Annotated in this window: 21 protein-coding genes and 2 pseudogenes; 11 read left to right on the forward strand and 12 right to left on the reverse strand. The window is 41.5% G+C overall.

Going from position 1 to position 25,261, the window contains the following annotated elements; genetic code table 11:
* Positions 1–15: 15 nt before the first annotated feature.
* Positions 16–336 (forward strand): annotated as a pseudogene (locus ACE3JL_RS01845) (IS982 family transposase); the annotation flags it as partial.
* Here ACE3JL_RS01845 and ACE3JL_RS01850 read toward each other — a convergent pair.
* Entirely contained in the window at positions 309–995 is a 687-nt protein-coding gene (locus tag ACE3JL_RS01850) for an MBL fold metallo-hydrolase (RefSeq protein WP_375329571.1), read from the reverse strand. The pseudogene ACE3JL_RS01845 and the gene ACE3JL_RS01850 overlap by 28 nt on opposite strands.
* A 104-nt stretch (positions 996–1,099) precedes the next feature.
* Here ACE3JL_RS01850 and ACE3JL_RS01855 point away from each other — a divergent pair, with 104 nt between their 5' ends.
* From ACE3JL_RS01855 to cax, 3 genes are all read left to right on the forward strand, one after another.
* On the forward strand, positions 1,100–2,584 hold the full coding sequence (locus tag ACE3JL_RS01855) for a site-2 protease family protein (protein ID WP_375328716.1): 1,485 nt from the start codon (positions 1,100–1,102) through the stop codon (positions 2,582–2,584).
* A 157-nt stretch (positions 2,585–2,741) separates the two neighbouring features.
* Positions 2,742–3,365, forward strand: coding sequence for a YdcF family protein (locus ACE3JL_RS01860; protein ID WP_271989812.1), 624 nt, complete (start codon positions 2,742–2,744; stop codon positions 3,363–3,365).
* A gap of 27 nt (positions 3,366–3,392) precedes the next feature.
* Entirely contained in the window at positions 3,393–4,481 is a 1,089-nt protein-coding gene (gene cax, locus ACE3JL_RS01865; protein ID WP_271989814.1) for a calcium/proton exchanger, read from the forward strand.
* Between the two features lie 2 nt (positions 4,482–4,483).
* Here the strand turns inward: cax and rsmG are convergent, their stop codons facing one another.
* On the reverse strand, positions 4,484–5,161 hold the full coding sequence (gene rsmG / locus ACE3JL_RS01870; RefSeq protein WP_271989816.1) for a 16S rRNA (guanine(527)-N(7))-methyltransferase RsmG: 678 nt from the start codon (positions 5,159–5,161) through the stop codon (positions 4,484–4,486).
* Positions 5,162–5,275: 114 nt separating this feature from the next.
* Positions 5,276–5,923 carry an ABC transporter ATP-binding protein gene (locus ACE3JL_RS01875; RefSeq protein ID WP_375328717.1) on the reverse strand — a complete coding sequence of 216 codons (648 nt, stop codon included), beginning with the start codon at positions 5,921–5,923 and terminating at the stop codon, positions 5,276–5,278.
* Between the two features lie 85 nt (positions 5,924–6,008).
* On the opposite strand from ACE3JL_RS01875, the gene ACE3JL_RS01880 reads away from it, so the two are divergent.
* Together ACE3JL_RS01880 and ACE3JL_RS01885 are read left to right on the forward strand one after the other, a co-directional pair.
* Positions 6,009–6,923, forward strand: coding sequence for a Sll0314/Alr1548 family TPR repeat-containing protein (locus ACE3JL_RS01880; protein WP_271989821.1), 915 nt, complete (start codon positions 6,009–6,011; stop codon positions 6,921–6,923).
* A 610-nt stretch (positions 6,924–7,533) separates the two neighbouring features.
* On the forward strand, positions 7,534–8,574 hold the full coding sequence (locus tag ACE3JL_RS01885; RefSeq protein ID WP_375328718.1) for a fatty acid desaturase: 1,041 nt from the start codon (positions 7,534–7,536) through the stop codon (positions 8,572–8,574).
* 89 nt (positions 8,575–8,663) lie between these two features.
* On the opposite strand, the gene ACE3JL_RS01890 is transcribed toward ACE3JL_RS01885, so the two are convergent.
* The gene (locus ACE3JL_RS01890; RefSeq protein WP_271989825.1) at positions 8,664–9,383 is read right to left on the reverse strand and encodes a heme oxygenase (biliverdin-producing); all 720 of its coding nucleotides are present in this window, start codon (positions 9,381–9,383) and stop codon (positions 8,664–8,666) included.
* 511 nt (positions 9,384–9,894) lie between these two features.
* On the opposite strand from ACE3JL_RS01890, the gene ACE3JL_RS01895 reads away from it, so the two are divergent.
* Positions 9,895–10,635, forward strand: coding sequence for a response regulator transcription factor (locus ACE3JL_RS01895; protein ID WP_052278494.1), 741 nt, complete (start codon positions 9,895–9,897; stop codon positions 10,633–10,635).
* A gap of 180 nt (positions 10,636–10,815) precedes the next feature.
* On the opposite strand, the gene ACE3JL_RS01900 is transcribed toward ACE3JL_RS01895, so the two are convergent.
* Positions 10,816–12,300 (reverse strand): glutamate synthase subunit beta, encoded by a 1,485-nt coding sequence (locus ACE3JL_RS01900; RefSeq protein ID WP_271989828.1) that lies wholly within the window; start codon positions 12,298–12,300, stop codon positions 10,816–10,818.
* A 161-nt stretch (positions 12,301–12,461) separates the two neighbouring features.
* Positions 12,462–13,301, reverse strand: a complete 840-nt coding sequence (gene ylqF / locus ACE3JL_RS01905; RefSeq protein ID WP_271989830.1) for a ribosome biogenesis GTPase YlqF — start codon at positions 13,299–13,301, stop codon at positions 12,462–12,464.
* A 107-nt stretch (positions 13,302–13,408) separates the two neighbouring features.
* Here ylqF and ACE3JL_RS01910 point away from each other — a divergent pair, with 107 nt between their 5' ends.
* Both ACE3JL_RS01910 and ACE3JL_RS01915 read left to right on the forward strand, forming a co-directional pair.
* Complete coding sequence (locus ACE3JL_RS01910; protein ID WP_375328719.1) at positions 13,409–13,951, forward strand: NUDIX hydrolase; 543 nt, start codon at positions 13,409–13,411, stop codon at positions 13,949–13,951.
* Between the two features lie 134 nt (positions 13,952–14,085).
* A complete protein-coding gene (locus tag ACE3JL_RS01915) occupies positions 14,086–15,027 on the forward strand; it encodes a hypothetical protein (RefSeq protein WP_375329572.1) in 942 nt (313 codons plus the stop codon).
* A gap of 205 nt (positions 15,028–15,232) precedes the next feature.
* On the opposite strand, the gene ACE3JL_RS01920 is transcribed toward ACE3JL_RS01915, so the two are convergent.
* Positions 15,233–16,174: a TIGR04168 family protein gene (locus ACE3JL_RS01920; RefSeq protein WP_375328720.1), complete on the reverse strand. Its 942-nt coding sequence runs from the start codon at positions 16,172–16,174 to the stop codon at positions 15,233–15,235.
* A gap of 383 nt (positions 16,175–16,557) precedes the next feature.
* On the opposite strand from ACE3JL_RS01920, the gene ACE3JL_RS01925 reads away from it, so the two are divergent.
* Positions 16,558–16,755: a hypothetical protein gene (locus tag ACE3JL_RS01925; RefSeq protein ID WP_052277213.1), complete on the forward strand. Its 198-nt coding sequence runs from the start codon at positions 16,558–16,560 to the stop codon at positions 16,753–16,755.
* Between the two features lies 1 nt (position 16,756).
* On the opposite strand, the gene ACE3JL_RS01930 is transcribed toward ACE3JL_RS01925, so the two are convergent.
* A complete protein-coding gene (locus ACE3JL_RS01930) occupies positions 16,757–17,923 on the reverse strand; it encodes a cysteine desulfurase family protein (protein ID WP_271991967.1) in 1,167 nt (388 codons plus the stop codon).
* A gap of 188 nt (positions 17,924–18,111) precedes the next feature.
* Between ACE3JL_RS01930 and ACE3JL_RS01935 the strand changes: the two genes are divergently transcribed.
* Positions 18,112–20,217 carry an NACHT domain-containing protein gene (locus ACE3JL_RS01935; RefSeq protein WP_375328721.1) on the forward strand — a complete coding sequence of 702 codons (2,106 nt, stop codon included), beginning with the start codon at positions 18,112–18,114 and terminating at the stop codon, positions 20,215–20,217.
* 184 nt (positions 20,218–20,401) lie between these two features.
* Here the strand turns inward: ACE3JL_RS01935 and ACE3JL_RS01940 are convergent, their stop codons facing one another.
* The 4 genes and pseudogenes from ACE3JL_RS01940 to ACE3JL_RS01955 form a co-directional block, all read right to left on the reverse strand.
* Complete coding sequence (locus ACE3JL_RS01940) at positions 20,402–20,656, reverse strand: type II toxin-antitoxin system RelE/ParE family toxin (RefSeq protein ID WP_271991964.1); 255 nt, start codon at positions 20,654–20,656, stop codon at positions 20,402–20,404.
* A 145-nt stretch (positions 20,657–20,801) separates the two neighbouring features.
* Positions 20,802–22,310 (reverse strand): IS1634 family transposase, encoded by a 1,509-nt coding sequence (locus ACE3JL_RS01945; protein ID WP_375329573.1) that lies wholly within the window; start codon positions 22,308–22,310, stop codon positions 20,802–20,804.
* Positions 22,311–22,683: 373 nt separating this feature from the next.
* Positions 22,684–23,932 (reverse strand): annotated as a pseudogene (locus ACE3JL_RS01950) (ISNCY family transposase).
* Positions 23,933–23,970: 38 nt separating this feature from the next.
* Positions 23,971–25,185 carry an ISL3 family transposase gene (locus ACE3JL_RS01955; RefSeq protein ID WP_375328722.1) on the reverse strand — a complete coding sequence of 405 codons (1,215 nt, stop codon included), beginning with the start codon at positions 25,183–25,185 and terminating at the stop codon, positions 23,971–23,973.
* Between the last annotated feature and the right edge of the window lie 76 nt (positions 25,186–25,261).

Genomic DNA, 25,261 nt, shown 5'->3' on the forward strand with positions numbered 1-25,261 from the left:
ACCCCCAACACATCTATGTCTAGTCTAGAAGCTCTTTTCTGTTATGTCGATGACTTCTGCCGTGTATTTGAACCTAAATTAGAACAGACAAGGCTTTCAGCCGATAATAAAGCTCGTAAACGTGGCAAAATCTTGACTTTAAGCGAAATTATGACCATCTTGATCGCTTTCCATCAAAACCACTACCGCAATTTTCAACATTTCTACCTCGACCATGTTTGTGTCCATTGGCGACAAGAGTTTCCCCAACTGCCTAGCTATCAACGTTTTATCGAATGGATACCCTCGACTCTCATCCCTTTGTGCGTTTACTGGAAGCATTGTTTTGATTTTTGCAGGAGATCTATTTTTTCGTAGGCGCGATCGATAATTCCCCGACCGCGCAAAAAGCCGGTATTAGCCCCCGGACAAAGATAGGAGAGGGTTTCCGGGCTAAAACGGTCTAAAATGGCCTTTTGCGATCGCAATTGCCGCAGCCAGTGGAAAGTTTTCGCAGTCTGTAGGGGTTGCGGTTGACCCTTAGTGTCGGGGAGAAGATGACGACCGGTAAATAAAACCCCCCCGTGACGCTGCCAGTAGAGACAGGAGGAGCCGGGAGAATGGCCAGGAGTCCAAAAACCGCTACAAGTGGGAGATAACTGGATTTGCTGCTGAAAAACGGTAATTTGACGGTGAGGAAGCAGATAGGCTTCCTGTTCCTGTAGAATAATCTCACAATCAAGTAAACTTTGCAGAGAATCGCTCTGTTTACCCTGACCCCCGCGATGGGTAAAAAATAGGTAACGGACACCCTTTTCTAGGAGAAAATCTCGCTCGCTCTCCTCACAGCTAGGACAATCCACCAGAATATTGCCGGTATTTTCTACAATAAGATAAGAGGTTCCCCCTAGGGTTTCCCGATTAGGCGAGAAAGCGTATAAACCTTCTAGAATTAATCGAGGGGGTTTTGTGGTTTTGCTAACCTCTAAAGGAGACGATTCGGTTTCCGATCGCATGGTTTGCCTATCCAAATCACAATCAATGCGGTTTATAACTTAGCACGATCGATGACCGGACCGGCTGAAATTAGCCGCTTTTTATTCAAGAGAAAAGAGCCGATATGGAAATGTGGTTGTTATTAGGGATTCTTGGCGGTTTTACTTATTTTATCGTCAAGCGTAGCGTGGCCAAAATCACGACAACACCAATATGGTTAATTTGGTTAGTCCTGATGACTCCGGCTCTAATTTGGACCGGCTGGACGTTAATCTATGGGGAGGATACTCCCATACCAGCATTTTTGCTCATCGGTCCTTTTGTCATCTGCCCTTTTTTGTATTGGTGGCTAGTACAGGCGGGTCGGGTTACTCCCCAAGAAAGTCCCCCATCACCACCAGAAAAGGTGAATTTAGTCCTAGAAAATATCGATAGTCCTGCACCTAAAAATGATTTAAAACCGATCACTGCCGAAGAGGAAAAATCCCTAAGAGATTGTTTTCCTTGGGGTGTTTATTATCTGCAAAATATCGATTATCGTCCCCAAGCAATTCTCTGTCGGGGGAAATTGCGAGCAGTTCCCGAAGAAGCTTATCAAGTGATTAAAAACAATGTAGAAAAGGTTTTTGGCGATCGCTTTTTATTGCTTTTCCAAGAAAGTTTTCAGGGACAACCTTTTTTCGCTCTTGTGGCTAATCCCTGGCAGCAAAAAACAGAAACTATAGAAACTGAAAAAGTTACTCGCCCCCTTCTTGCCCTGGGTTTATTGTTATTAACTATCTTAACCACCACAGTGGTCGGTGCGGGATTAAGTGGCATTACTGCCCAACAATTAGAAAATAATCCTAGTTTATTATTACAAGGTTTACCCTACAGTTTAGGCTTAATTGCTATTTTAGGACTGCACGAATTCAGTCATTATTTTACAGCAGTTAAATATAAAATTAAAACTACTTTGCCCTATTTTATCCCCTTTCCCTTCTTCCTCGGAACCTTCGGGGCTTTCATTCAAATGCGCTCCCCAGTCCCCACCCGCAAAGCTTTATTTGATGTGGCGGTAGCCGGTCCTTTGGGGGGTATAATCATCGCTATTCCTTTACTATTTTGGGGATTGTCCCTCTCGGAAATCGTTCCCCTAACTAATCAAAGCAGTTTATTAAATTTTCAGGCCTTAAATCCGCAGTTTTCTTTTTTCTTGTCTATCGTAGCTAAACTAGCTCTCGGCAGTGATTTAATCGCAGGAAAAGCCATCCATTTACATCCTTTAGCGGTGGCCGGTTATGTGGGAATTATCGTTACAGCCCTAAATTTAATGCCCGTAGGTCAATTGGATGGTGGTCATATTGTTCACGCTATGTATGGACAGAAAACCGCCATAATTATCGGTCAATTAACTCGATTATTCATGTTTATTTTAGCCCTAGTGCAGCCAGATTTTTTACTCTGGGCGATTATTCTCTTATTAATGCCAGTCAGTGATCAACCTGCTTTAAATGATGTGACGGAATTGGATAATAAACGAGATTTATTAGGTCTATTTTCCCTAGCTTTGTTATTAAGTATTTTGCTACCCCTTCCCGAAGCGGTGGCCCGTTGGTGGGGAATGTAAGCGACCGCATCAATCAACCTGAGGTCTAGGAAAATTATCGGTCAGTTAGGGAATAAAATCCCCATCTCCCACGTCAATGTGAGTTCAATGATCCTCACCCTCGATCACTTTAATCCACAAAGCTGAAGGCTGACAACTGCTCACCGATCACTGTTATATGGTTCTCAAGGCTAATTCTCAGAGAAAAAAGCGAGTTTCTCCGCAAGGGAAGTTAGGCAAATCTAGGTTAAAATTGCTGGCTATTCCGCTAATTTTGGCGAGTTTAGGCTGGTTATACCTCGATTTACGTCAGCAGTGGCTAAAACCGGAAGCGATTTTTGTTTTGGGAGGTCATGCCGATCGAGAACGTTTTGCGGCAAAATTAGCTAAGGAATATCCCGATCTACCGATTTGGGTGTCTTCCGGTAGTCCGCGACGATATGTGAAAAAGATTTTTAAAAAAGCGGGAATTCCCCCAGAACGTCTTCATCTAGATTACAATGCGCGAGATACTGTCACTAACTTTACTAGCCTAGCCGATCAACTGAAAGCCCAAGGTATTGATAGCGTCTATCTAGTCACTTCCGATAATCACATGAGAAGGGCGCGATTAGTGGGAGAAATTATTTTTGGTAGTCGCGGAATCGTGATTAAACCGGTGACTGTTCCCTCCCAATCACCCCCCGAACCCCTAGAAAAGTCGCTCAGAGACGGTTTTAGGGCAATATTATGGATAATAACCGGTTCTACTGGGGAATTTTGGCTAGAATCCGATTCTAGTCCCCATCTCCGATCAAAATAAAATTATCTTGACAAAATTACCCACTTTATGTTAAACAAAAACACCATTTTCGCCATCTTATTAATTTTTGTACCGCTATCGATCGCCGGTTCCCTGTTACACTGGGGCGGAACAGTTGTTTTTATCACCGCTTGTCTAGCCATTATCCCCCTAGCGGCCTACATGGGGGAAGCCACGGAAGCGATTGCGGTGGTGGTTGGGCCAAATATTGGCGGTTTGATGAATGCCACTTTTGGCAATGCCACAGAATTAATTCTCGCCTATGTCGCCTTGCGGGAAGGTTTTATCGATGTGGTAAAAGCGACGATTACTGGCTCAATTATCGGTAATTTACTCTTAGTTATGGGATTATCGATGTTTTTAGGCGGTTTACGCTTCAAAGAACAGGAATTTCAACCGATAACCGCTCGTTTAAATGCTTCAGCGATGAATTTAGCGGTAGTGGCGCTCCTTTTACCCACTGCTGTGCAATTTACCTCCACGGGAGTCGGGGAAATAGTCCTACAGCGTCTATCCGTGGCCGTGGCAGCGGTGTTAATTTTCGTCTATGGTTTAAGTCTCTTATTCTCCATGAAAACCCACACCTATCTCTACGATGTCGGGGTTGCTGGTATCGAGGAGGAAAGCGCTGGAGAAAACCCCGCAAAGCCGAAAATCTGGTTTTGGTCTTTGATTTTATTGATCGTTACCATCGCTGTGGCCGTAGAATCAGAATTATTAGTGGCATCCCTAGAGGAGGCTACGGAACAGTTAGGTTTAACGGCGCTGTTTACCGGGGTGATTCTTTTGCCTATTATCGGTAATGCGGCCGAACACGCTACGGCCGTCACCGTCGCCCTTAAGAATAAAATGGATCTATCGGTATCTGTGGCCGTCGGTTCCAGTATGCAGATCGCCCTGTTTGTGGCTCCGGTTTTGGTTATCATGGGTTATATTATCGGTCAGCCCATGGATCTAAATTTTAATCCCTTTGAGTTGGTGGCAGTGGCTGTGGCGGTGTGGTTAGCTAATTCGATTAGTAGTGATGGGCGATCGAATTGGTTGGAAGGAATGTTACTCTTAGCTACCTATACTATCCTGGCCTTGGCTTTCTTTTTCCATCCTCTCACCGCTTAGAGTTATCCCTTGCCGATATATAGACAATGACGGATGCTTTGGCTCAAGGGAGTGGTAAAACTGGCAATTTCGAGGATTTTACCGCCAGCTTTCCCCAGATTCTCCTCTAAACTTAAACTATCCTCCGACGACCACTGACCACGATAGAGAATAGTGATTCCGGTCTTTTTCAGGAAAGGCAAAGCATAGTTAACACAGATATCCACATTACCTACCGCTCGCAAACAGACGATATCGTAAGCAGAGTTATGTTTAAGGTTTTTCCCGACGATTTCCGCCCGACCTAAACGAGTTTTCGTGTTATTTAACTCTAATTTGTCAATAACTTCTTCCAGAAAATTAATCTTTTTTTGGGTGGAATCTAAGAGAGTCACCGACCAATGGGGATATGCGATCGCAATTGGCACCCCCGGAAACCCGGCCCCCGTCCCCAAATCAATGACTGATAGGGATTTTGTCAATAGATCTGGCTGGGATTTTTCTAACCAAGCTAAACCCGATAAAGAATCCCAAAGATGTTTTTCCCAAAACTCCTCCGGTTGGGTAATTCGGGTGAGATTAAAACGTTGATTACCCTCTAAAATCAACTCATAAAGTTGTTGAAATCGCGCTTGTCTGGCCCCATCGGGTTGCCATTCTAGGGTTTCTTGCCAAAGGTCAAATAATTCAGGAAGGATCATTAATTCAGTTATCAGTTATCAGTTATCAGTTATCAGTTATCAGTTATCAGTTATCAGTTATCAGGTATGAGGGGAGTGGGGAAATTTCAACTAATACCCCAAAACCCTAAAACCTCAACTATCTGTTTTTTCATTTTTCACTTCCCTCAAATGTCCTTGTTCAATTTTCCAGTGACGGTCAGCGATAGGCAATAATTCGCCAGCATCGTGACTAACTACTAATAAAGTCCAGTGTTGTTTGAGACTAGCGAGAAGTTTAGCCAATTGACGACGCATCGACCAATCTAAACCGGCCGTAGGTTCATCGAGAAGTAACAGATTAGGCTGCCGGATTAACTGAACAGCGAGGGATAAACGACGCTGTTGACCTCCACTAAGATTGTGGGGAGAAGTATCCAGAGGAGTATTTTCTAATCCTACCTCCTTTAAGGCCGCTGTTAGGCGATCGCTTTTAATTTCTGGATGACCGAGACGCAACTCCTCAAGGATGGTTTTACCGCAAAAATGACGTTCGGGAAACTGAAAAACGATTCCTCCTAATTGTTGCAGGTGCAGCACCGTTAATTCTTGGTCCCGCCAGTGAATCGTCCCTGCTGTTTTATCGGCAAAGCCTGCTAAAATTTCCAAAAGAGTCGTTTTTCCGGAACCACTGGGGCCAACAATCAGACCTAATTCCTGGGGTGCTAATTCGAGATTAATCCCCTGTAAAATGGGATTGAGGGCAGCGGGGGGATGATAAACCACATCTTTGAGATAAAGCATTGACAAGAAAATAACTGGAAATTAAGTCTAGAAACCCGTTTCTATTGTGACAGATTTTTTCATTCGCTCAAGGAGACTTTTGACCATGGTGCTGAGGTTAGGTTTAACGAAAAAAATGGCGATCGGTGCTTCGCTGGCTGTTATGGTAGTGGTTAACTGGATTAGTCCCGGGTTGGCCGGAGATCCTTTCCGCAAAACCAATCCCCGACCGATTGGTGATAAGACCGAGGCCGCTTTTAACGCTATTTTTAAACAAGGTAATTATCTAGAGGCAAAAAAATTAATTGTTGAGGCCACGGAAAAGGAACCCCAAGAACCTTTGTCCCATGCTATGCGCGCCTCTCTTGCTTTTACCGACCAGGATTGGAACACCCTCAAAACCTACTCCGAGAAAACTAAGGCAGCGGCCAAACAAATGCAGGACAGCGACCCTTTAAGGGGAAATTTGTATCTTGCGGTGGGGAGTTTTTTGGAGGGAACCTACGTTTTTCAAACCGAAGGAGCAGTATCGGCTATCCCCAGACTACAACAGGTGTTTCAGTATTTGGAAACCGCAGAAAAGGTTAGTCCTACGGATCCGGAATTGAACCTATTAAAGGGTTATATGGATTTGATTTTAGCGGTTAATCTGCCCTTTTCTAGTCCCCAAGAGGCAATTCAACGGCTAGAAACTTATGGAAGTCCTGATTACTTGGTCGATCGAGGTATCGCTCTAGCTTACCGGGATTTAAAGCAGTATGATCAGGCTTTGCGGTTTATCGATAACGCTCTGGAAGCGACCCCCGATAATCCAGAATTAATGTATCTAAAGGGTCAAATCCTGAGAATTCAAGGCAATACGGATAAAAATACTGGCTCTTTGAAACTGGCACTAGATTACTTTAATAATGCCCTAAAAAAACAGGAACAACTCCCCGAATCAGTTAAAAAACAGTTAAATCGCGAACACCGTAAGGTACAAGAGGAGATTAAATCCCTAGAAAGCACCGCTAATCGTTAAAAAACGCCTAAAAATAGTCAATATTTAGGGGTTTTTATCAGTTATCAGCTTCTGAAGGCAAAAGGCAAGAGGCAAAAGGCAGCCGTCAAGGCTGCATCTCAGATTTGCAGGAATACCGACAATCAGCAATTATCAGTGACTCTTAGATGATGACAAATGTATCAGCAGCTGCGTGTAAGCATCCCACCGAAAAACTAATGCGCTCCGGGGTTTGGGGGCGGCACTTCGACACATTTCGACAGGCTCAATGTAAAGGCTCAGTGACCGCGCCACGCCCCCAACGGGGGGTTTGGGGGGTAGAACCCCCCAAAAGCTTGGATTGAGTGGTAAAATCAGAAACAACACCCGATTTTAGCAGGGGGGTTTCCCCGTAAAAATCCCAATTGGTAGATTTACAAAAATGAGATGCACCCGCCGTCAAATTTTGCCAAAACAGAAAATCTCCTCTTATGGTATATAAAGTAAAGGATTATTAAGCTTCGCGGAAGTTTATTAATTAAAGTTAAAAATATATTGACAAAAAAGATGGCTTGTGGTAGTGGGCAGAATTTAGCCAAACCTCCTAGCTGATTTATTGTCAAGGGTTCACCTAAGTGTAATTGGAGATTTCATGACGGCAACGACGGATAAATTGCATGGGGAGTTGATCACCTCGATCGAGCCAGACTTTAAACTGAAAGATATTATTCAAAGCATTCCCAAAGAATATTTCCAGAAAGACCCGGTTAAAGCTTGGTTTGGTGTGATTACGAATATTTTGGCGGTCATTGCCGGTTATGTAATGCTAGTTTATTCTCCCTGGTATTTACTGCCTTTAGCTTGGATTTTCACAGGTACAGCTTTAACGGGATTTTTTGTGATCGCGCATGATGGCGGTCATCGGTCTTTTTCTAATCGACGCTGGGTTAATGATCTTGTCGGTCATATTTTACTCTTACCGCTTATCTATCCGTTCCACTGTTGGCGTTTCCTCCATGATCGCCATCATGCTAAAACTAACATGGTAACGATAGATAATGCTTGGGATCCGTGGGAATTAGAAGCTTTTAACTCGGCCAATCCCCTAGTGCGTCTCTTTTATCGCGGTATTCGCGGACGTTTCTGGTGGCTCGGTTCGATCGCCCACTGGGCTATTCTACACTTCAACATCGAACAATTCAAAGAGAACGAACGGGAAAAAGCCCGCTTTTCGATGATTGTCGTCCTAGTTTTTGCCGCTATTTTTTTCCCAACCCTCATTTTCTACACTGGTGTCTGGGGATTGGTTAAATTTTGGGTGGTGCCTTGGTTTGTCTATCATTTTTGGATGAGTACCTTTACCCTTGTCCATCACACAGACCCCGATATTCAATTTTACTATCCCGAAGAGTGGAATCAAGCTTTAGCGCAACTAGAAGGAACAGTTCACTGTAGCTATCCCCGTTGGGTAGAAATTCTCTGTCACGATATTAATGTCCATATCCCCCATCATATTTCGACGGCGATTCCCTCCTATAACCTCCGCAAAGTTCACGCTAGTCTCAAAGAAAATTGGGGTAGTCACCTGAAAGAAACTAAGTTTTCTTGGGCATTAATGCAGCGAATCGTTGATTATTGCCATATTTTCGACTCCGAAACCGCCTATAAAACCTTTAAGGAAACCCGCGGTTAAATCAGGAGACAGCCGAACGGAGTCAGTATTGACTACGGACTCTGTTCGGCTGACCCCACGAACAAACTTTTTGCCGCAAACCCTAACTACTATTCGGCCGTTGCTAATCCAGTTTCGGTGCCGCCGTTGCTGCGACGACGGGTAAGAGTATTAAAGAGCATAATTCCGATCGCTTTGATCAGATTACCTTCCAACTCTTGGAACATTTTCATGTTCATGCCAAAAGCGGCGTTAGCTTCGGCAACAATGCGATCGGCTATGACTTGATCTACTGGTAACTGGTCGAGGGTTTGACGATAGTGGTTTTTATAGGCTTTTTCGTCGGGAATATCTTTAAAATCATAGAAAGCTGTGCCGCCAGTTTCCAGATTCATCGCTTTTTCGGCGATTTTTTTCAAGATTTGCCCCCCGGACAGATCGCCGAGATAACGGGTATAGGAATGGGCGACTAATAATTCGGGTTCTGTTGTGGCGATTTCCCGAATCCTGTCAACGTAGGCCTGACCTGCGGGAGATAAAGCGATCTCGTTGCGCCAATTAGGACCGTAATAAAAATATAAATCCTGTTCCAGCGCATTTTTGCGATTGAGTTCGGGAAAACAGATTTTAGAAACGACGGGATGACTACGAAGTTTTTCCATCTCCTCTTCCATGGCCGAATAGACGAAGTAGAGGTTAGCCACCAGTTTGCGATAGGAAGTTTTTTCCACTACACCCTTGAGAAAACATTTGACAAAACCGACGTTTTCTGCCATGGTGTGGGATTTTTTCGTGCCTTCTCGCAGTTGAGTTGATAAATTAACGCTCATATTTATGATCACCTGTTGGGATGAGTAGAATGGATCGGGTTCGTTACAGATGCTTACTAAAACCGCCTATTTTGGTAGATTAAACTGAATCGATCGGTAATTTTATTAAGAATTTTTACAGTGCCGCTGGGGAAGCTTAGGGGGGAAATTTAGATATAGAAGGACTTAACCGCCAGTTAAAACCGGTATCCATCGAGATGGCGTAATTGTAAAGATTAGTGAAAAACTGCTCCCTAGTTGATCTTTAGGCAGGAGAGGGTGTAACTTAGCACCAATATCAATTTTCGACCAACACTGTTTACACTTCTTAAAAATTCTTAACATTTAGGAGACTTATATCGGCAAAATTTCACAAATTGAAACCGAATTTAGCAATCATGCTTATAATCAGTACAGGATTCTTTATGTTGTGCTAAACTCAAGCCCTTGAGAGACAAAGCCCTAGTCGCAATGTCAGTAAGAACACATTTAGTAACCCTCTACCCCAACCCTTAGTCATAACACTCTGGTAATGCCCCGAATACTTGTAATCGATGATGATCCTGCAATCGCGGAATTAGTCTCCATCAACTTGGAGATGGCGGGTTATGACGTTAACCCCGCAGAGGACGGGATTAAAGGCCAGGCCTTGGCCGTCCAGTTACAACCCGATTTAATTATGCTGGATTTAATGTTGCCCAAAGTCGATGGTTTTACCGTCTGTCAGCGTTTGCGACGAGATGAACGCACGTCCGACATCCCGATTTTGATGCTCACAGCCTTAGGACAAACCCAAGATAAAGTGGAAGGTTTTAACGCCGGTGCTGATGATTACCTGACCAAACCTTTCGAGGTGGAGGAAATGTTAGCTAGGGTACGCGCTCTCCTCAGACGCACCGATCGCATTCCCCAAGCAGCTAAACACTCAGAAATACTCAGTTTTGGACCTTTAACCCTGGTTCCCGAACGTTTTGAGGCGGTCTGGTTTGAAGGTGTGGTCAAGTTAACCCATCTAGAATTCGAGTTACTCCACTGTCTTCTCCAACGTCACGGTCAAACCGTTTCCCCCAGTGATATTCTCAAGGAAGTCTGGGGATATGATCCCGATGATGATATCGAGACTATTCGCGTTCATATTCGCCATCTGAGAACGAAACTAGAACCCGATCCCCGCCACCCTCGCTATATTAAAACCGTTTACGGTGCGGGTTATTGTCTGGAATTACCCACCAATGAACAGGTGGTGCTTGATTCATCGGTGGCAACAGTTTAAACAGGGAGCGGATAGGCAATAGGGACAATTGTTTCCTCGCTCCCCCTGCTGTTCAGATTGAGAAGGTTTGACTCGCGGTTGGGTTTTGATGGCTATGGCTGAGGCCTCTTTTTGTCCCTGACGATAACGAGGGGAAAACACCCCCAGCAAGTCAGGACAATGGTGGGAGTAACTACTGGTTTACGGTAAATCCGTCGCCCCCATCAAAAAGCGATCGCATTCTCTGGCGGCCCCGCGGCCTTCATTAATCGCCCAAACCACCAAACTTTGACCACGACGACAATCCCCCGCTGCAAAGACTTTCGGTAAGCTAGTGGCAAATTGACCGTGTTCGGCCTTGATATTGCTGCGGGCATCCTTTTCTAGTCCCAAATCATCGAGTAAAGGCTGTTCTGGTCCTAAAAATCCCATGGCCAATAGAACCAATTGCGTCGGGATGACTTTTTCCGTTCCTGCCACCGGTTGGGGGATAAACTGCCCTTTTTCGTTGCGTTGCCATTCCACTTGTACGGTATGAATCCCCGTCACGTTACCCTCGCTATCCCCCTCGAATTTGGTTGCTGTGGTGGTATAAACCCGGGGGTCATCGCCAAAACGGGCGGCTGCTTCCTCTTGTCCATAGTCCAGACGGTAAATTTTCGGCCATTCGGGCCAGGGATTATCGGTGGCCCGTTCCCGGGGCGGTTGCGGCATAATTTCTAATTGGGTGACGCTACGGCAGTTATGACGCAGGGAAGTCCCCACACAGTCGGTTCCCGTGTCGCCACCGCCGATAATTACCACGTCTTTACCCGCAGCCGAGATAAAATCCTCCCCAGGCTGTCCGTCTAATAGTGCTTTTGTATTAGCGGTGAGAAACTCCATGGCGAAGTGAATACCCTTTAATTGGCGACCTTCGATGTTTAAATCCCGGGGTTTGGTGGCTCCGGTACAGATAACCACGGCATCATATTCGTTTAATAGGTCTTGGCTGCTGATATCCTTACCCACTTCCGTGTTACAGACCATTTTTACCCCTTCCTGTTCGAGCATCTGGAGACGACGCAGAACCACTTCTTCCTTATCTAACTTCATGTTGGGGATACCGTACATCAACAGGCCCCCGGGGCGATCGGCCCGTTCGTAAACCGTCACCCAGTGACCAGCTTTATTTAACTGGTCGGCAGCCGCTAATCCAGCAGGTCCGGAACCGATTACGGCCACTTTTTTGCCGGTACGGATTGCGGGGGGATTGGCAGTAATCCACCCGGATTCCCAACCCTTGTCGATAATCGAACATTCAATATTTTTGATCGTAACGGGGGGATTATGAATACCGAGAACACAGGAACCCTCACAGGGAGCGGGGCAGACTCTACCGGTAAATTCGGGGAAATTATTGGTTTTATGGAGGCGATCGAGGGCTTCTCGCCACAATCCTCGATAGATTAAATCATTCCATTCGGGAATCAGGTTATTAATCGGGCAACCACTGGCCATGCCACTAATTAGGGTTCCCGTGTGACAAAATGGTGTACCACAATCCATACAACGGGCGGCCTGATTGCGGAGTTTATCTTCTGGCATGGGAAGATGAAACTCATCCCAATTATGAAGGCGATCGAGGGGGGTAAGTTCGGAAGGAAGTTCACGCAGGAATTCGATAAAGCCAGTCGGTTTGCCCATAGTCTTTTTTATCTCTGTCGTTTATCCCCTATCTTCCTTCAGAGTTCGATCGATCCCTGCAACTTTACCGATTTCTTTAATCTTATCGGCAGCTCAGTGGACTAACAGGCGGTAATTTTGACAAATTGGGTAATTAACTATTGAGTTAAAAACAGGAGATTTCAAGAGGAAGGGGGCAATTCTAAGGGGATAGCCCCGATTATTCCCTTACGAAAATCATTGAGTAACTGCATGGCTGCCCTTTCTTTATCTTCTTGATATTTGAGATTGGCCAATTTTTCGATAAAATCCTCCCCGGTTATGTCTAGAGTATTCAACCCGTAACGAGATTGTAAAAGTCCTTCATACTGTAATTCTATTAATAAATCGACAAAAGCCGCCGCTATCCTTTGGTTATCATAACCAGCATCCCCAATATCCTCACAGATAGCTAATTTCACCGCATCCTTTTGATTTTCTAAACGGGAAGGAATCACCCCCGGTGCGTCTAATAATTCTAAGGTGTCGGAAATTCGCACCCATTGTAACTGTCGCGTTACTCCGGCCCTGCGGGCGCTGGCAACGACTTTTCGCCCTAATAAACGGTTAATCAGGGCAGATTTGCCCACATTGGGAAACCCAATCACCACGGCACGTACTGGACGCGGTAACATTCCTCTTAGTTGGCGTTTTTGGTTAATTTCATCACCAATTTTTTCCGCCGCTTTGATAATTGCTTTAACTCTTTCTCCCTGTTTAGCGTTAGTAAAATAGACGGTTTCTCCTTGACTTTTAAACCATGTTACCCATTGTTGCTGGGCAGATTCGGGAATCATATCGAGACGATTTAAGATTAATAAGCGCGGTTTATTGCCAATCCAATCCTCCACCTGGGGATGATGGGAAGCTAAGGGAATGCGAGCATCGCGCACTTCTAGGATCACATCCACGAGTTTAAGATGTTCCTTAAGTTTTCTTTCCGCTTTGGCAATATGACCGGGATACCATTGAATTAACGACATGGGAGATGGGAGTATAAAATTTAATTTTATCAGGAATAGTCCCTAGATAGCTATAATTATCTGAGAAAGAGTTTAGTAATTTCACTGCAATTATAACAGGATTGTCGATGACTAATTTAAAAAAATGGCAAATTATTAAGTCTGAGCTAGTTTTTCAGAATCGTTGGTGTCAAGTCCGTCAAGATGCGGTGAAGTTATCCTCTGGACAAGTTATCGATGATTATTTCGTTAATATTCGTCCTGAAATTGTGTTAGTTGTTCCAGTTACTGGGGATAATCAATTAGTTTTTGTTCGTCAATATCGTCACGGAGTTAAGGAAATTTTATTGGAATTTCCTGCCGGAGCAGTAGCTGCGGGTGAAGATAATATTACTGCGGCAGCGCGTCGGGAATTTGAGGAGGAAACTGGTTATCAAAGTGATTCTCTAATACCTCTAGCTGTTTTGTACGATAATCCTGTTAAAGATACTAACAGAATTCATATTTTTTTGGCTCTTAATGCTACTCCCACCGGTCAACAAAAGTTAGATATTACCGAGGAAATTGAAGTTATTCTGCGACCTTTACAGGAAATTAATCCCCAGGAAATTACTGTCTCTGGTAGTTTAGCAGCTTTCTATCTAGCTAGGGATTTTTTAAAGCAAAATTAAGGAGGTACAGCGGTTATATTGATGGGGAGCCAGTTGTCAGGAGATGAGATTATTTTTATTTATTCTCCCCAATTCATAATTCATAATTCATAATTCATAATTCATAATTCCCACTGTCTATGAGTAATTTTTTTATGATTGCTGGCTTTATCCTATCAGCTTATGCGATTGTTGCCAACGATTCCCTACAAACTTTAGGTACTTTTTTAAGTGCCAATGAAGAACGTCCCTGGTGGATTTTATGGCTGTATTCCAGTATAATCTTAGCCTCGATTTTTATCGCTGGTTGGTACATTAATCAGGGAGATGTGGCTTATAATCGACTAGAAATGATTCCCTTCCCAGAAAATTTTACTTGGATTTATATCGTTCCTCCCCTGGCAATTTTAATTCTCACCACTTGGGGAATACCTGTGAGTACAACCTTTTTGGTTTTAACAGTTTTTGCTCCCCAATCTCTAGATGAAATGTTAGTTAAATCTGCTTGGGGTTATGCTATTGCTGTTATAGTGGGGTTAGTAATCTATCGAATTATTTATCGATTAGAAAACTTTTTCCTAGAAACAGTTAATAAAGAACCTCAAAAAATCTGGGTAGTTTTACAGTGGTTATCCACCGGGTTTCTCTGGAGTCAATGGTTAATGCAAGATTTTGCTAATATTTTCGCCTATCTTCCCAGACAGTTAGCAGCAATATGGTTAGTTTTATCTCTAACAGTTATGCTACTCCTGCAAACCATCATTTTTATTAATCATGGTGGTCAAATCGAGAAAATTGTCACTAGCAAAACTAACGCCCATGATCTGCGTTCTGCAACAATTATTAACTTGATTTATGGCTTAATTTTACTGTTTTTTGTTGGCTATAATCATATTCCCATGAGTACCACTTGGGTATTTTTAGGTTTATTAGGAGGTCGAGAAATTTCTCTGACTTTAACCAGAGAAACCCCTAATTTAGCCGCCACGGGTAAACTGGTTTTAGGGGATGCCTTGAAAGCTTTTATCGGTATGGTTGTTAGTGTTGCTATCGCTCTTGCTTTACCTCTAATCGCTCAAAAAATTAACTATCTATAGGAAATTATGAATTATAAATTATAAATTATAAATTATAAATTATGAATTATAAATTATGAATTGGGAAGCTTTTTTTAGTAATCAGTAAACAGTTAACCGAAAACTGATAACTGATAACTGATAACTGATAACTGATAACTGATAACTGATAACTGATATTAGTGGTTGTACCGCATAAGATTAAGAAAAGGTCTATTGTCAAAACTTAAGAATAACAAGATTGGGGAGATAGGCGATCGATTGACGACCCAGAGTGATAAAGTTTTCTATTACTGATAATCTCGAAATTATCGTTCAACCAGATTAAAGATGCTTCTGTGACTAGACCTTCTTCAAGAGTGACTAGGGAAAAATTGCGAGATTTACCCCTATCAGAGTGGAGAATGCGAGGAACACTAGCAGCATTCAGATAAACAGTTCCCATCTCGGAAGTGACCACGGGATTGCGTAAACGGGAAGTAGTATGACGGAGACGGTGGTGCATATGACCGAAACTGACGAGAGAAACCTGTTTTCCTAATAGCTGTGCTTGTGCGATGGCCGCTGCTAAATCCGGATCCCCGTGGTCCCCTCCCAAAGGTTGCCAATCGCGACCACAGATAGCTTCCGCTTCCTTTCCCAGTCCAGCCGGACCATTGTGACCTAAAAAAATCAGGTTATTATAGGCAGTATCTTGAATATTAGCGATAATTTTGGCAGTAGATTCGGCAAAACTGCTGATGTTATAACGTTCTTGAAAAAATTCTCCATTTTTCCACTCGGAACCTCCCCAAGTAAAGGGACGACCCCCAACAATCGAAAGCTCTAAACTGGGTAGGTCTAGTTTTGAGTAACCCACATGAGCAACCCCTAATAATTCTAACTGGGCGGTGACACGATCTTCTTGATCGCGATCGTAGGGACATTGTTTTCGTCCCCAGGGGGTGGCGCTATACCAAGCGTCATGATTACCGAGAATAACGGCTTTTGGTAAGGACAAACTAGCAATCCGACCGACAATTTCTAGGGATTCATTGCCAAAATCCCCCACAAATAGGGCTAAATCCACTTGTAAAGCTTCTAGTGCTAAATTATCTTCTATTTCCCATTGGTCGTGAACGTCACCGATGACGGCGATTTTATAGGTGCGAGGGAAAGAACTTACCATTACCAGTTATTAACTATCATTTACCAGTAACGATCATAGCTAGGATTGGCCGAATAAATCTAAAAACCTTGTCGGATAATATCTTTAGGCTTTTTTGAAATCAAAAAAGTGCCGGTCATTGGCGTAATTGGCTCAATTTGGTCGAAATATCTAGAGGACATTTTGGGCGCACGCAGTTCGATTGGCGCAATAATATTATTGTAGGGGCGAATTGCATTCGCCCTCTTTGAATAACTTCTGCTGCTCACCTATAGGTGAGGGAAAGTCACAAATAGGAGATGCAGCCGATAATTTTCTAGAGATGTAAAGATTTAAAACAGAGTTACCCACAGTCATCGGTTTTTTTGTAAATTTAGATACAGAATTATCAGGGTGATCTGTGTATGTCCTTACTACAATCTCGCACTACTGCCGTTGTTACTTGTCCCCAAGCAAATACATGGGTACGACTAAGAATGCTTCCCTCTCCATACAGCTTTGATGAAGCACTACTACTCTGTGAACAGGATCAAGGCCGTTGGGTGGCATGGATTCCCGATTTTGGCGAAATTATCTTGATTGAAGGACAATTTGAGGCATAAACTAACTCTTGCTGACAATTAAAGCAGATAAACAGCGATCGATCACTTGTTTTAATACTAGAGCAGTCCAATCTATATCGGCTGCGCTGGTGTCCCTTCCCAAGGTTAAACGAATTCCCGCTAATGCCTCTCGATCGCTGTAGCCCATAGCTTTTAAAATTGGACTGGGGGAAAGTTTGCCACTATGACAGGCGGATCCAGAACTAATGCCGATTCCTGCTAAATTAAGCTGACGAACTAGCTGTTTTCCCGTGATGCGACTGTTATCGTCGGGACGGACAATAAAGCTGACGTGGTGGGGTAAACGATAGAATCGGTCCCCCGTGGGCAGCAGATAAGGATAATCGGCTAAGAGGTCAAATAATCGATCTCGCAGACCCATTAAACGCATTTTTTCGCTAATTAAGTCTTTTTGGGCTAATTCGGCCGCTAAACCAAAAGATGCGATCGCTGGTACGGCTTGGGTTCCCGATCGCAGGCCTTTTTCCTGACCACCGCCCCGCAGTAATGGTAAAATATCGACACCGGCTCTGATGTATAAAGCTCCCGATCCTTGCATTCCATAAATTTTATGGCTAGAAAGAGATAATAAATCTACGGGCAGTTTCCGCACATCAATATCGCATCTTGCCGCCACCTGCACCGCATCGGTGTGAAAAAGAACTCCCCTTTCTCTGGCAATGCTGCCCAATTCTTCAATCGGTTGTAGGGTTCCCACCTCACTTTGTCCGTAAATAATGGAAATTAAGACCGTATCGCTTTGAATTGCGGCTTTTAGGTCTAAAGGATTAACCCTACCTTGACGATTGACGGGAAGACGAGTAATTTGCCAACCTTGCTGCTCTAATTGTTTACAGGGTTCAGCGATCGCCGAATGTTCCACACTAGAAATAATTATATGACGGGGGCGGTTATACTGTTGAGCAACCCCGATAATCGCTAAATTATCGGCTTCCGTGCCGCCAGAAGTAAAGATAATCTGGTCTGGATTGGCATTAATTAACCCTGCTACCTGTTCTCTGGCCATTTCGATGACTGTCGCCGTATCCTGTCCCCAACTGTGTAAACTGGAGGGATTACCCCAATGATGCCGCAGAATAGTGGCAACCCGCTCGATTACTTGGGGATGAGTGGGGGTAGTGGCGCTATAGTCAAGATAAATTTGCATTATTTTACAATCTGAGAAATGAGAGTCAAGACAGGCAGCTATTCTCAGTTTAGCCGTTTAAGAGATTAGAAAACGGGTTTCTTTAAGAAACCCGCTTTCTGAGTTGTTGAGAAACCCGCTTTCTGAGTTGTTGGGAAACCCGCTTTCTGGCTTATACTAAGCGTCAGAGGATTTACAGGGGTTAAGTTATGACAGGAATTGAAACAACCATTGTAACGGCATTGACTAATAATTTTATTGGCCAAATCATTAAATCGGGGTGGGAGGGTATTAATAAAAATGAGTTATTGAATAAAGATGTCGGACAGCTTTTCAAAGAAGGAAAGTATCTTTTTTTGCGGGAATATACTCAACGTTACTGGGATCGGCACGGCATGATTAAGGTTTTAAAAATGTCTAAGCCTATGGATTTGGAGTCAATTTATGTTAATGTCAAATGTTTAGGAAATTTAGTCAGGGATTATTATGATGAAAATTTAGAAAATAAATATCGTGAGAGTAAGCAGCGACGATTTAACTTTAGGGATGATGGTAAAAAAGATGGTTTACTTTTGGCTAATCAAGAACAATATTTAATGGTACTTGGTGATCCTGGTATTGGTAAATCTACATTTTTGCGAAAAGTTGGTTTAGAAGCTCTCAAGGGAAATAAAGACAGTTATCAGCATCCTCTAACACCTGTTTTACTGGAGTTGAAAAACTTTAAAGAAAACGAGATTAATATTCAGGCATTAATTGAAGAGGAGTTTAAAATCTGTGGTTTTCCCAATGTGGAAAAAAATATTAGCAATAAACTAGAAAAAGGGGAATTACTAATTTTATTAGATGGTTTAGATGAAGTGCCAACAGCTAATGTTTATAATGTAATCGAGAAAATTAAAGATTTTGTAGATAGGTATCATAAAAATCGTTTTATTCTCTCCTGCCGTACTGCTGCTAGAACTCATCTTCGACGATTTACCGATATTGAAATTGTCGAATTTGATGATCAGCAAATTCAAAGTTTTATTGAACATTGGTTTAGTTCGGAATTAGACCGCAAAAATGAGACGGCTAAAAATTGTTGGGAACTGTTGCAAAAGGAGGAGTATAAAAGTGCAAAAGAGTTAGCTCATACACCGTTATTGTTGACTTTTTTGTGTTTGGTTTATGATGAAAATCAATCTTTTCCCACAAATCGCAGTCGCCTTTATCAAGATGCGTTACGAATTTTATTGGAAAAATGGTCAGCCGAAAAACGTTTACCTAATCGCGGTTTAGTTTATGAAAATCTCAGTATTGAGCAAGAAGAAATTTTGCTATCTGAAATTGCTTATCAGAATTTTGTAGCAGATAAACTTTTTCTAGAAAAACGAGAAGTTGTTAAGCAAATTAAAGATCACCTTAAACAAAACTTAAATGCTCCGCAACATTTAGACGGAGAAAAAGTATTAAAAACCATTGAAATTGAACAGGGAATTTTAGTAGAGCGGGCGAGAGATGTCTATTCTTTTTCTCATTTAACCCTTCAGGAATACCTGACGGCTCAGTATATCTATGATAATGATTTGATTGAAGAAGCAGTTAAGAATTATGTAACAGAAACTCGTTGGGAAGAGGTGTTTTTGTTAGTGGCGGGTTTGATGCGAGGGAAAGCCGATAAATTGTTATTAGCAATGGAGAAAGAAGCCCATAATTATCTTAAAACGCCCCTCGGTCAAAAATTAGTGCCGATTTTGCAATGGGCAGATGAGATGACTAAAGATTCTGTTGATAGTCCGATTAAACCTGTAGGAAGAAGAGTGATCGCCTATTGGCTCGTCATCTTCTACACCTGCATCATCTACAGCTACAACGTCATCCACATCCCCAACGTCACCGCCATCATCCACAGCATCGTCATCGCCTACGCCTACGCCCCCGAGATCGCCTACTTAATCACCGAGATGTCCTTTACCCCCAACCTCATCGATGAGTTTGTCCAGTTAGTTAACTTATTTGCTCAGGATCGAATTGTTTCTAAGGTTAATTTTTCCCAATTAAGCGCTGATTTAGAAGCTTTCAAACAAATTATTCCTGATGATAAAGCAACTACAAAAGAACGTCGAGAATTTGCTGATCAATTCTTGAAAATGTGGAGTACTGCTTTTAATTTAACGCCTGAATTACTTAATTTATCGATCAACGAAATTAGCGAAATAGACAGGCATTATTTTTATATTAATCGCCGGATTCTCAAATGCCAAAAAGTGGCTGTTAATATTTCCCCTACCGTCTGGCAAGAAATCGAAGACCGAATGCTCCGCGTTCCTTAACTTCTACTTTTTTTCTCAAATCTTGCCTTTCCAATTGCATGAGATTAGCGAATATTAACACTAGGAGGATTGGGAGCTTCAAAAACCTTGCATTACCATTTTTATAGAACACAAATTAGTGCAAAAAAGAGGACAAAAAAGCCTGAAACTCCCGCTTCCTGACTGACTTCAACAACAAACTTTTTCAGCAAACCCTATTTATTGGCGGTAAGACAATAACTTGAGACTGACTATCATCAACGGTATAGATAACCCGATAGTCTCCAACGCGGAAGCGATACTTCCCAGCAAATTCTCCCTTTAATGCTTTAATTTGAGGATAATTTTTCGGTGTTTCTTGAAGGAGTTTTAAACACTTAGCAATCTTCTTTTTTAAGATTGGATCCGCTTCAGAATAAACTTTATTTGCTTTAGCTGTCAAACGGACTTTATAAGTCATCTCAGCTTTCCCAATCAATAAGGCAACCTGATTGTAAATCCATTTCAGCTTCTTTCAAATGTTCCATAATATTCCTGGACTTCCCCGTTGACAAAAAGCCATAATCTGTGCTGTAGAAAGGATTAAGAAAATTTCCAGCGCCCCGTTACTGGCTACAAATCAGGGAAACTTCCAATAAATCTAACGCTTTTTGTTGCAGTTGGGTCGGTCGAGTTATCTTAGAAAAACGATAACTTCCCTCCCTAATCGTACATTCCACTGTATTCAAGCAAATCGTCCCCAAGTCTTCCAACAAAGTCCGAAAACTATGCACAGGAAAGTTCTCTTGATTCCGTTTTTTTCTCTCTTTAGACTGAGCGGATTCACTGCGACTCGCTTTAATCACATTCAGAGAACCATCATCAATTTCTTCATCCTCAAATAACAAAGGAGCCAAGCACTGTTTTAAATGCCATTCCACATAATAAGCCAACATACATAAAAAGATATGAGCCTTGACTCTATCACCCTTATAATGATAGATAGGACGTACCTTTAAATCAATTGACTTATAACAGCGAAATGCCTCCTCCACTTGAGACAAACTTTTATAAGCTTTAACCGTCGTCGCTGCATCCATCAAGGTTGACTCCAGAGAAATTCCTAACACATACACACCATCCAAAGCCGTTTCTTGAGCGATTAATTCCAGCTGACGCTGATAAGAAAAGCCTTCTTCTGTTATCTCTAAGTTATAGTATTTATTGACCTTAAACTGATTAAGAACCTTACCGACTCTCAAAGCTATCTTATCTTGACCCTTTAAAGCTCTTTTCTCCCTTTGAGTCGCCTGAACAATCAAATCTAGTTCCTTCTCTACCGCCTCTAATAATGCCTCTCTTTGTAGTTGATTTTTCTGGGCGATTAAAGGATTCCGACAAGCAATTAATCTTTCGTCGGGATAATCTTCACTCTCAAATTCCACCAAGTTTACCTGCTCAAATAATCCTAATTGAATCACTTCTACCTCAGCCAGTTTCCGAATTTGAGGCTTAGTTAAACCAGTAATATAGTCTAATCCTTCTATGGGTTTTACTAATTCCTTGATTTTCGAGTTGGTTAAAATTCCTCTATCGCTTACCCAGACCACATTCTCAATCCCCCAACCCTTTCTGACTTTCTCAATTTGTCCGCTTAAAGTAGCACCATCTGAAGTGTTTCCTTCAAAGACTTCTACCGCTATCGGACAACCCTTAGCTGAACACAACAAACCAAAAACTATCTGAGTTCTCCCTTTCTTTTTATCTCGGTTATAACCATATTTTCCCAGTTCACAACCATCTCCTTCTAGGTAACTAGAAGTGACATCATACAAGACTAATGTTCCTGATTCTAAGTGTTTAAGTGCTAGGTGCTTCTCAATTTTCTCTTGTTTTTCTAATAACCAATCTAAGGCGTTATATAATTCGTCTTCATCGGCTTTCTCTAAGTCTAACAATTGTCCTAAACTCTGACTGCAAGTTTCGCTATTAAACCCTCTCGCTGTGGCTAATTTCGATTTAGGATTGATGATTCTTGCCACAATCATTGCCACCACTAAGTTTCTGATTCGTGAGGATTTTTCACTGATTATTTTATCTAAACCTAATTTTTTAATCGTCTCTAAAATAGCCATCACATGACCATGAGGAAGACTTCTAATCACTTCAAAATGATTGGGAATGCCCAGCAATTCTCATTTTGAAAAAAATCAGATAAAATTCTCTTATTTAAATAGAGAACTTGTGTAGAAGCATGATTTTTTGACAGATAATTATCATCCAAAGCTGGAGATAGACAGGTTTTAAGAACTTTGTCCACAAAAAATCGATTTCAACTCATAAATCTGGATGAAATTCTAACAAAATTTTTAGTTTTTTTTATGAACAACTTTCTTTTTTTTCTTCAAGAGTTCTGACATTTTTAACTAGAATTTACTTTTTTAAATGGGACATATTCGGTTAGAATAAATGAGAAAAATTCCGACCAATTCTTAAACCAAATAAATTTTAATAGGGTACGAATATCATTAAAGAAAGAAGTCCTAGTTACTAATAGCTCACGAATCTTTTGATAGGTGTAATTAACTAAATCCAACACGGTATGAAATAAAAAAGCTAGTAAATTCAAAGACAATAAGAACTCGCACAAATGATTCTGACCATGACCAAAGTTATGCTCTAAATTATAACCGTGATTTTTAAGAACGTTATTGCCTTCATTTTCAACTTTCCATCTGCTACGTCCAGCTTTGACAATTTCTTCGACATTATTTTCCGTGATTTTATGATTAGTTATCCAATTATTTTGGTAGATAGTTTTCTGGGTTTTTTCATTGATAACAGTCACTTCACACCAATTAACTTCGAGACTTGAGTCGCCCTCTCTTAAGGGAACTCTAGAAGCATAACGATAACGATAAATTAGATTTTTTCGTCCATCCCATTGTTTCTTTTCAACGGTCCTAACTTCGCCACTTTTTTCTAAAAAATCTAGCCATTCATATAAAGTTTTATGCGACGTTTCCAAACAAACAAAAATAAAATTATAACCTTGTTTTATCGCTAATTCACAAACAGGTTCGTGAGAATATAAGTCGTCTCCTAAAAGAGTTACAGGATAACCATACTTATTTTTATGATTCCTATTTAACCATCTTTTAACGGCCGCATTTTCACAGTCTTGTTTTTGATGTCCATCTTGTTTTTTAATGAATTCTGGCTCTAAATTAATTACTTGTTTTTGCTTAGGAGAAACTACTATCGGTGTGACACAGCCATGAAAATAAGTTGTAGTTCCATTTCGATGATTACGACAGTTACAATGAGGGCAATTAATTTTCTTGGATGAGAAATATTCTGTGCCATCTAACGCCACTAATATTTCTCCATCTAAGTAGAGAAACTTTTTCAAAACTCCCTTTTCTTTTAACCATTCATAGACTTTTTGAAAAGTCCTAGAGATATTAGATGCTGGCACTGGATCTAGCAAATTTCTTATTTGATTATCCCCAGGAATTTTTTTAATTGAAAATAAACTTTCAGCATTATCTTTTCCCTTATTGCTTTTCATTAAACGTTGATGGTCTAAAAAAGACGGCGACTGAGTAAAAAAGACTGAAAATGCAGCCATCACGGCATCTTTTATCTCATATTTTCTATTATTTCCAGGTTTCCTCTCATCGGGTAAATCATCTAATTCTTGATGGAAAAATTGCATTAATTCCGAAATTTCTAGGGTTGCCGCTTTTTGAGCCATCTTGGAATAATTGGCTCTTCGTTACCCTTTATGCTAAATCAACAGACAAGATGCCAAGATAACATACTTCTAACCCAAAAATTCCGAAAGTTTCTAAAGCCATAGGCTCTCCGTTTTATTAGTTTAAGTTTATTGTTGATTCCCTCGACCACCCCATTCGTTGTCCTTTGCTCGAAATAACTAATTATTTCTCCAAACCAGTTTCGGATTGTTTGACAACTCTTAGTAAAAACACTGGAGGATTTTGCCAACCATTCCGAGATGGATAGCAGTCCTTCTGTCGGATTCTCTGAGGTTTCATAAATCTTTCTAAATTCTTCCTTTAATTCCTGCATCTTTTTCAAATTTGGAAAATTTTCTTTGATAGCTTCTAGTTTAATTTTTTGGGTTTCCGTTAAATCTTTTTCATTTTTTAACAAGCTATATTTACTTCGCTTTAAAACTTCTAGCTTCGCTTCTTTTTCCGCTTTCTGTTTCTTATTTTTCTGCGCTTCTACGGCTCTTTTTTCTGCTTTTCTTTGTTCGTCTAACTCTTGATTAATTTGTTTCATTACATGGAATCTATCGGCGACTACCTCGGCCGATGGCATCAATTCTTTCACCAAATTTTTATAGGGCAACCAAAGGTCTATGCTGACTTCTTCAATTTGCTCTAATACCTCTTTTCCCCACCCTGTAAGCGTTTCCCTCAATTCTTCTTGTGTTCGCTTCTCTAGAATAGCTATTAGTTTTCCCGTATCTAAATTTACTAAAACCGCACAGTAATTTTTTTGTCCTTTGACTAGAGCGATTTCGTCAATTCCTAGTCTTTTTAATTTCGATAGGTCTGTCTCTGTAATTTCTTCAGCTATGTCCTCTATCATTCTTTGAATCTCTTCTTCCGTTACGTCATTTCTTCGGCTAACATTTAAAATATCTCCTGATTTTAATTGTTCGAGTATATTCTCGGCTAGTCTTTTCGTATAGGTTCGTTTCTTGCCGACAAAATCTAACTCTTCGCTAAAGGGTTTCTGACAATTACCGCACTTAAATTGACGACGATTAACTTGTAGGTACACTGGTTGTCCTGAGATTGGTAAATCTTTGACTAAATGTCGATGATTTTGGTGGAGTTTATCGCTCTCTAACCCACAACGAGGACAGATTGCTTTTTGATTTTTCGATTCGATTTGGAAAACTATACCGATATTTTCTAGGTGTAGATAGCCTTGAATAGAGGTTCCTTCTAGGTTCAAAAATTTGTCAAGTATCATAAGTAAAATACTCTGGTTTTTGGCTATTATATCAAATCTTAACTCGATTGTCTATCTTTTTGTATTAACCAGTTTA

It is taken from the genome of Microcystis sp. BLCC-F210 (genome assembly GCF_042134685.1).
Taxonomy (GTDB): Bacteria; Cyanobacteriota; Cyanobacteriia; order Cyanobacteriales; family Microcystaceae; genus Microcystis; species Microcystis aeruginosa_D.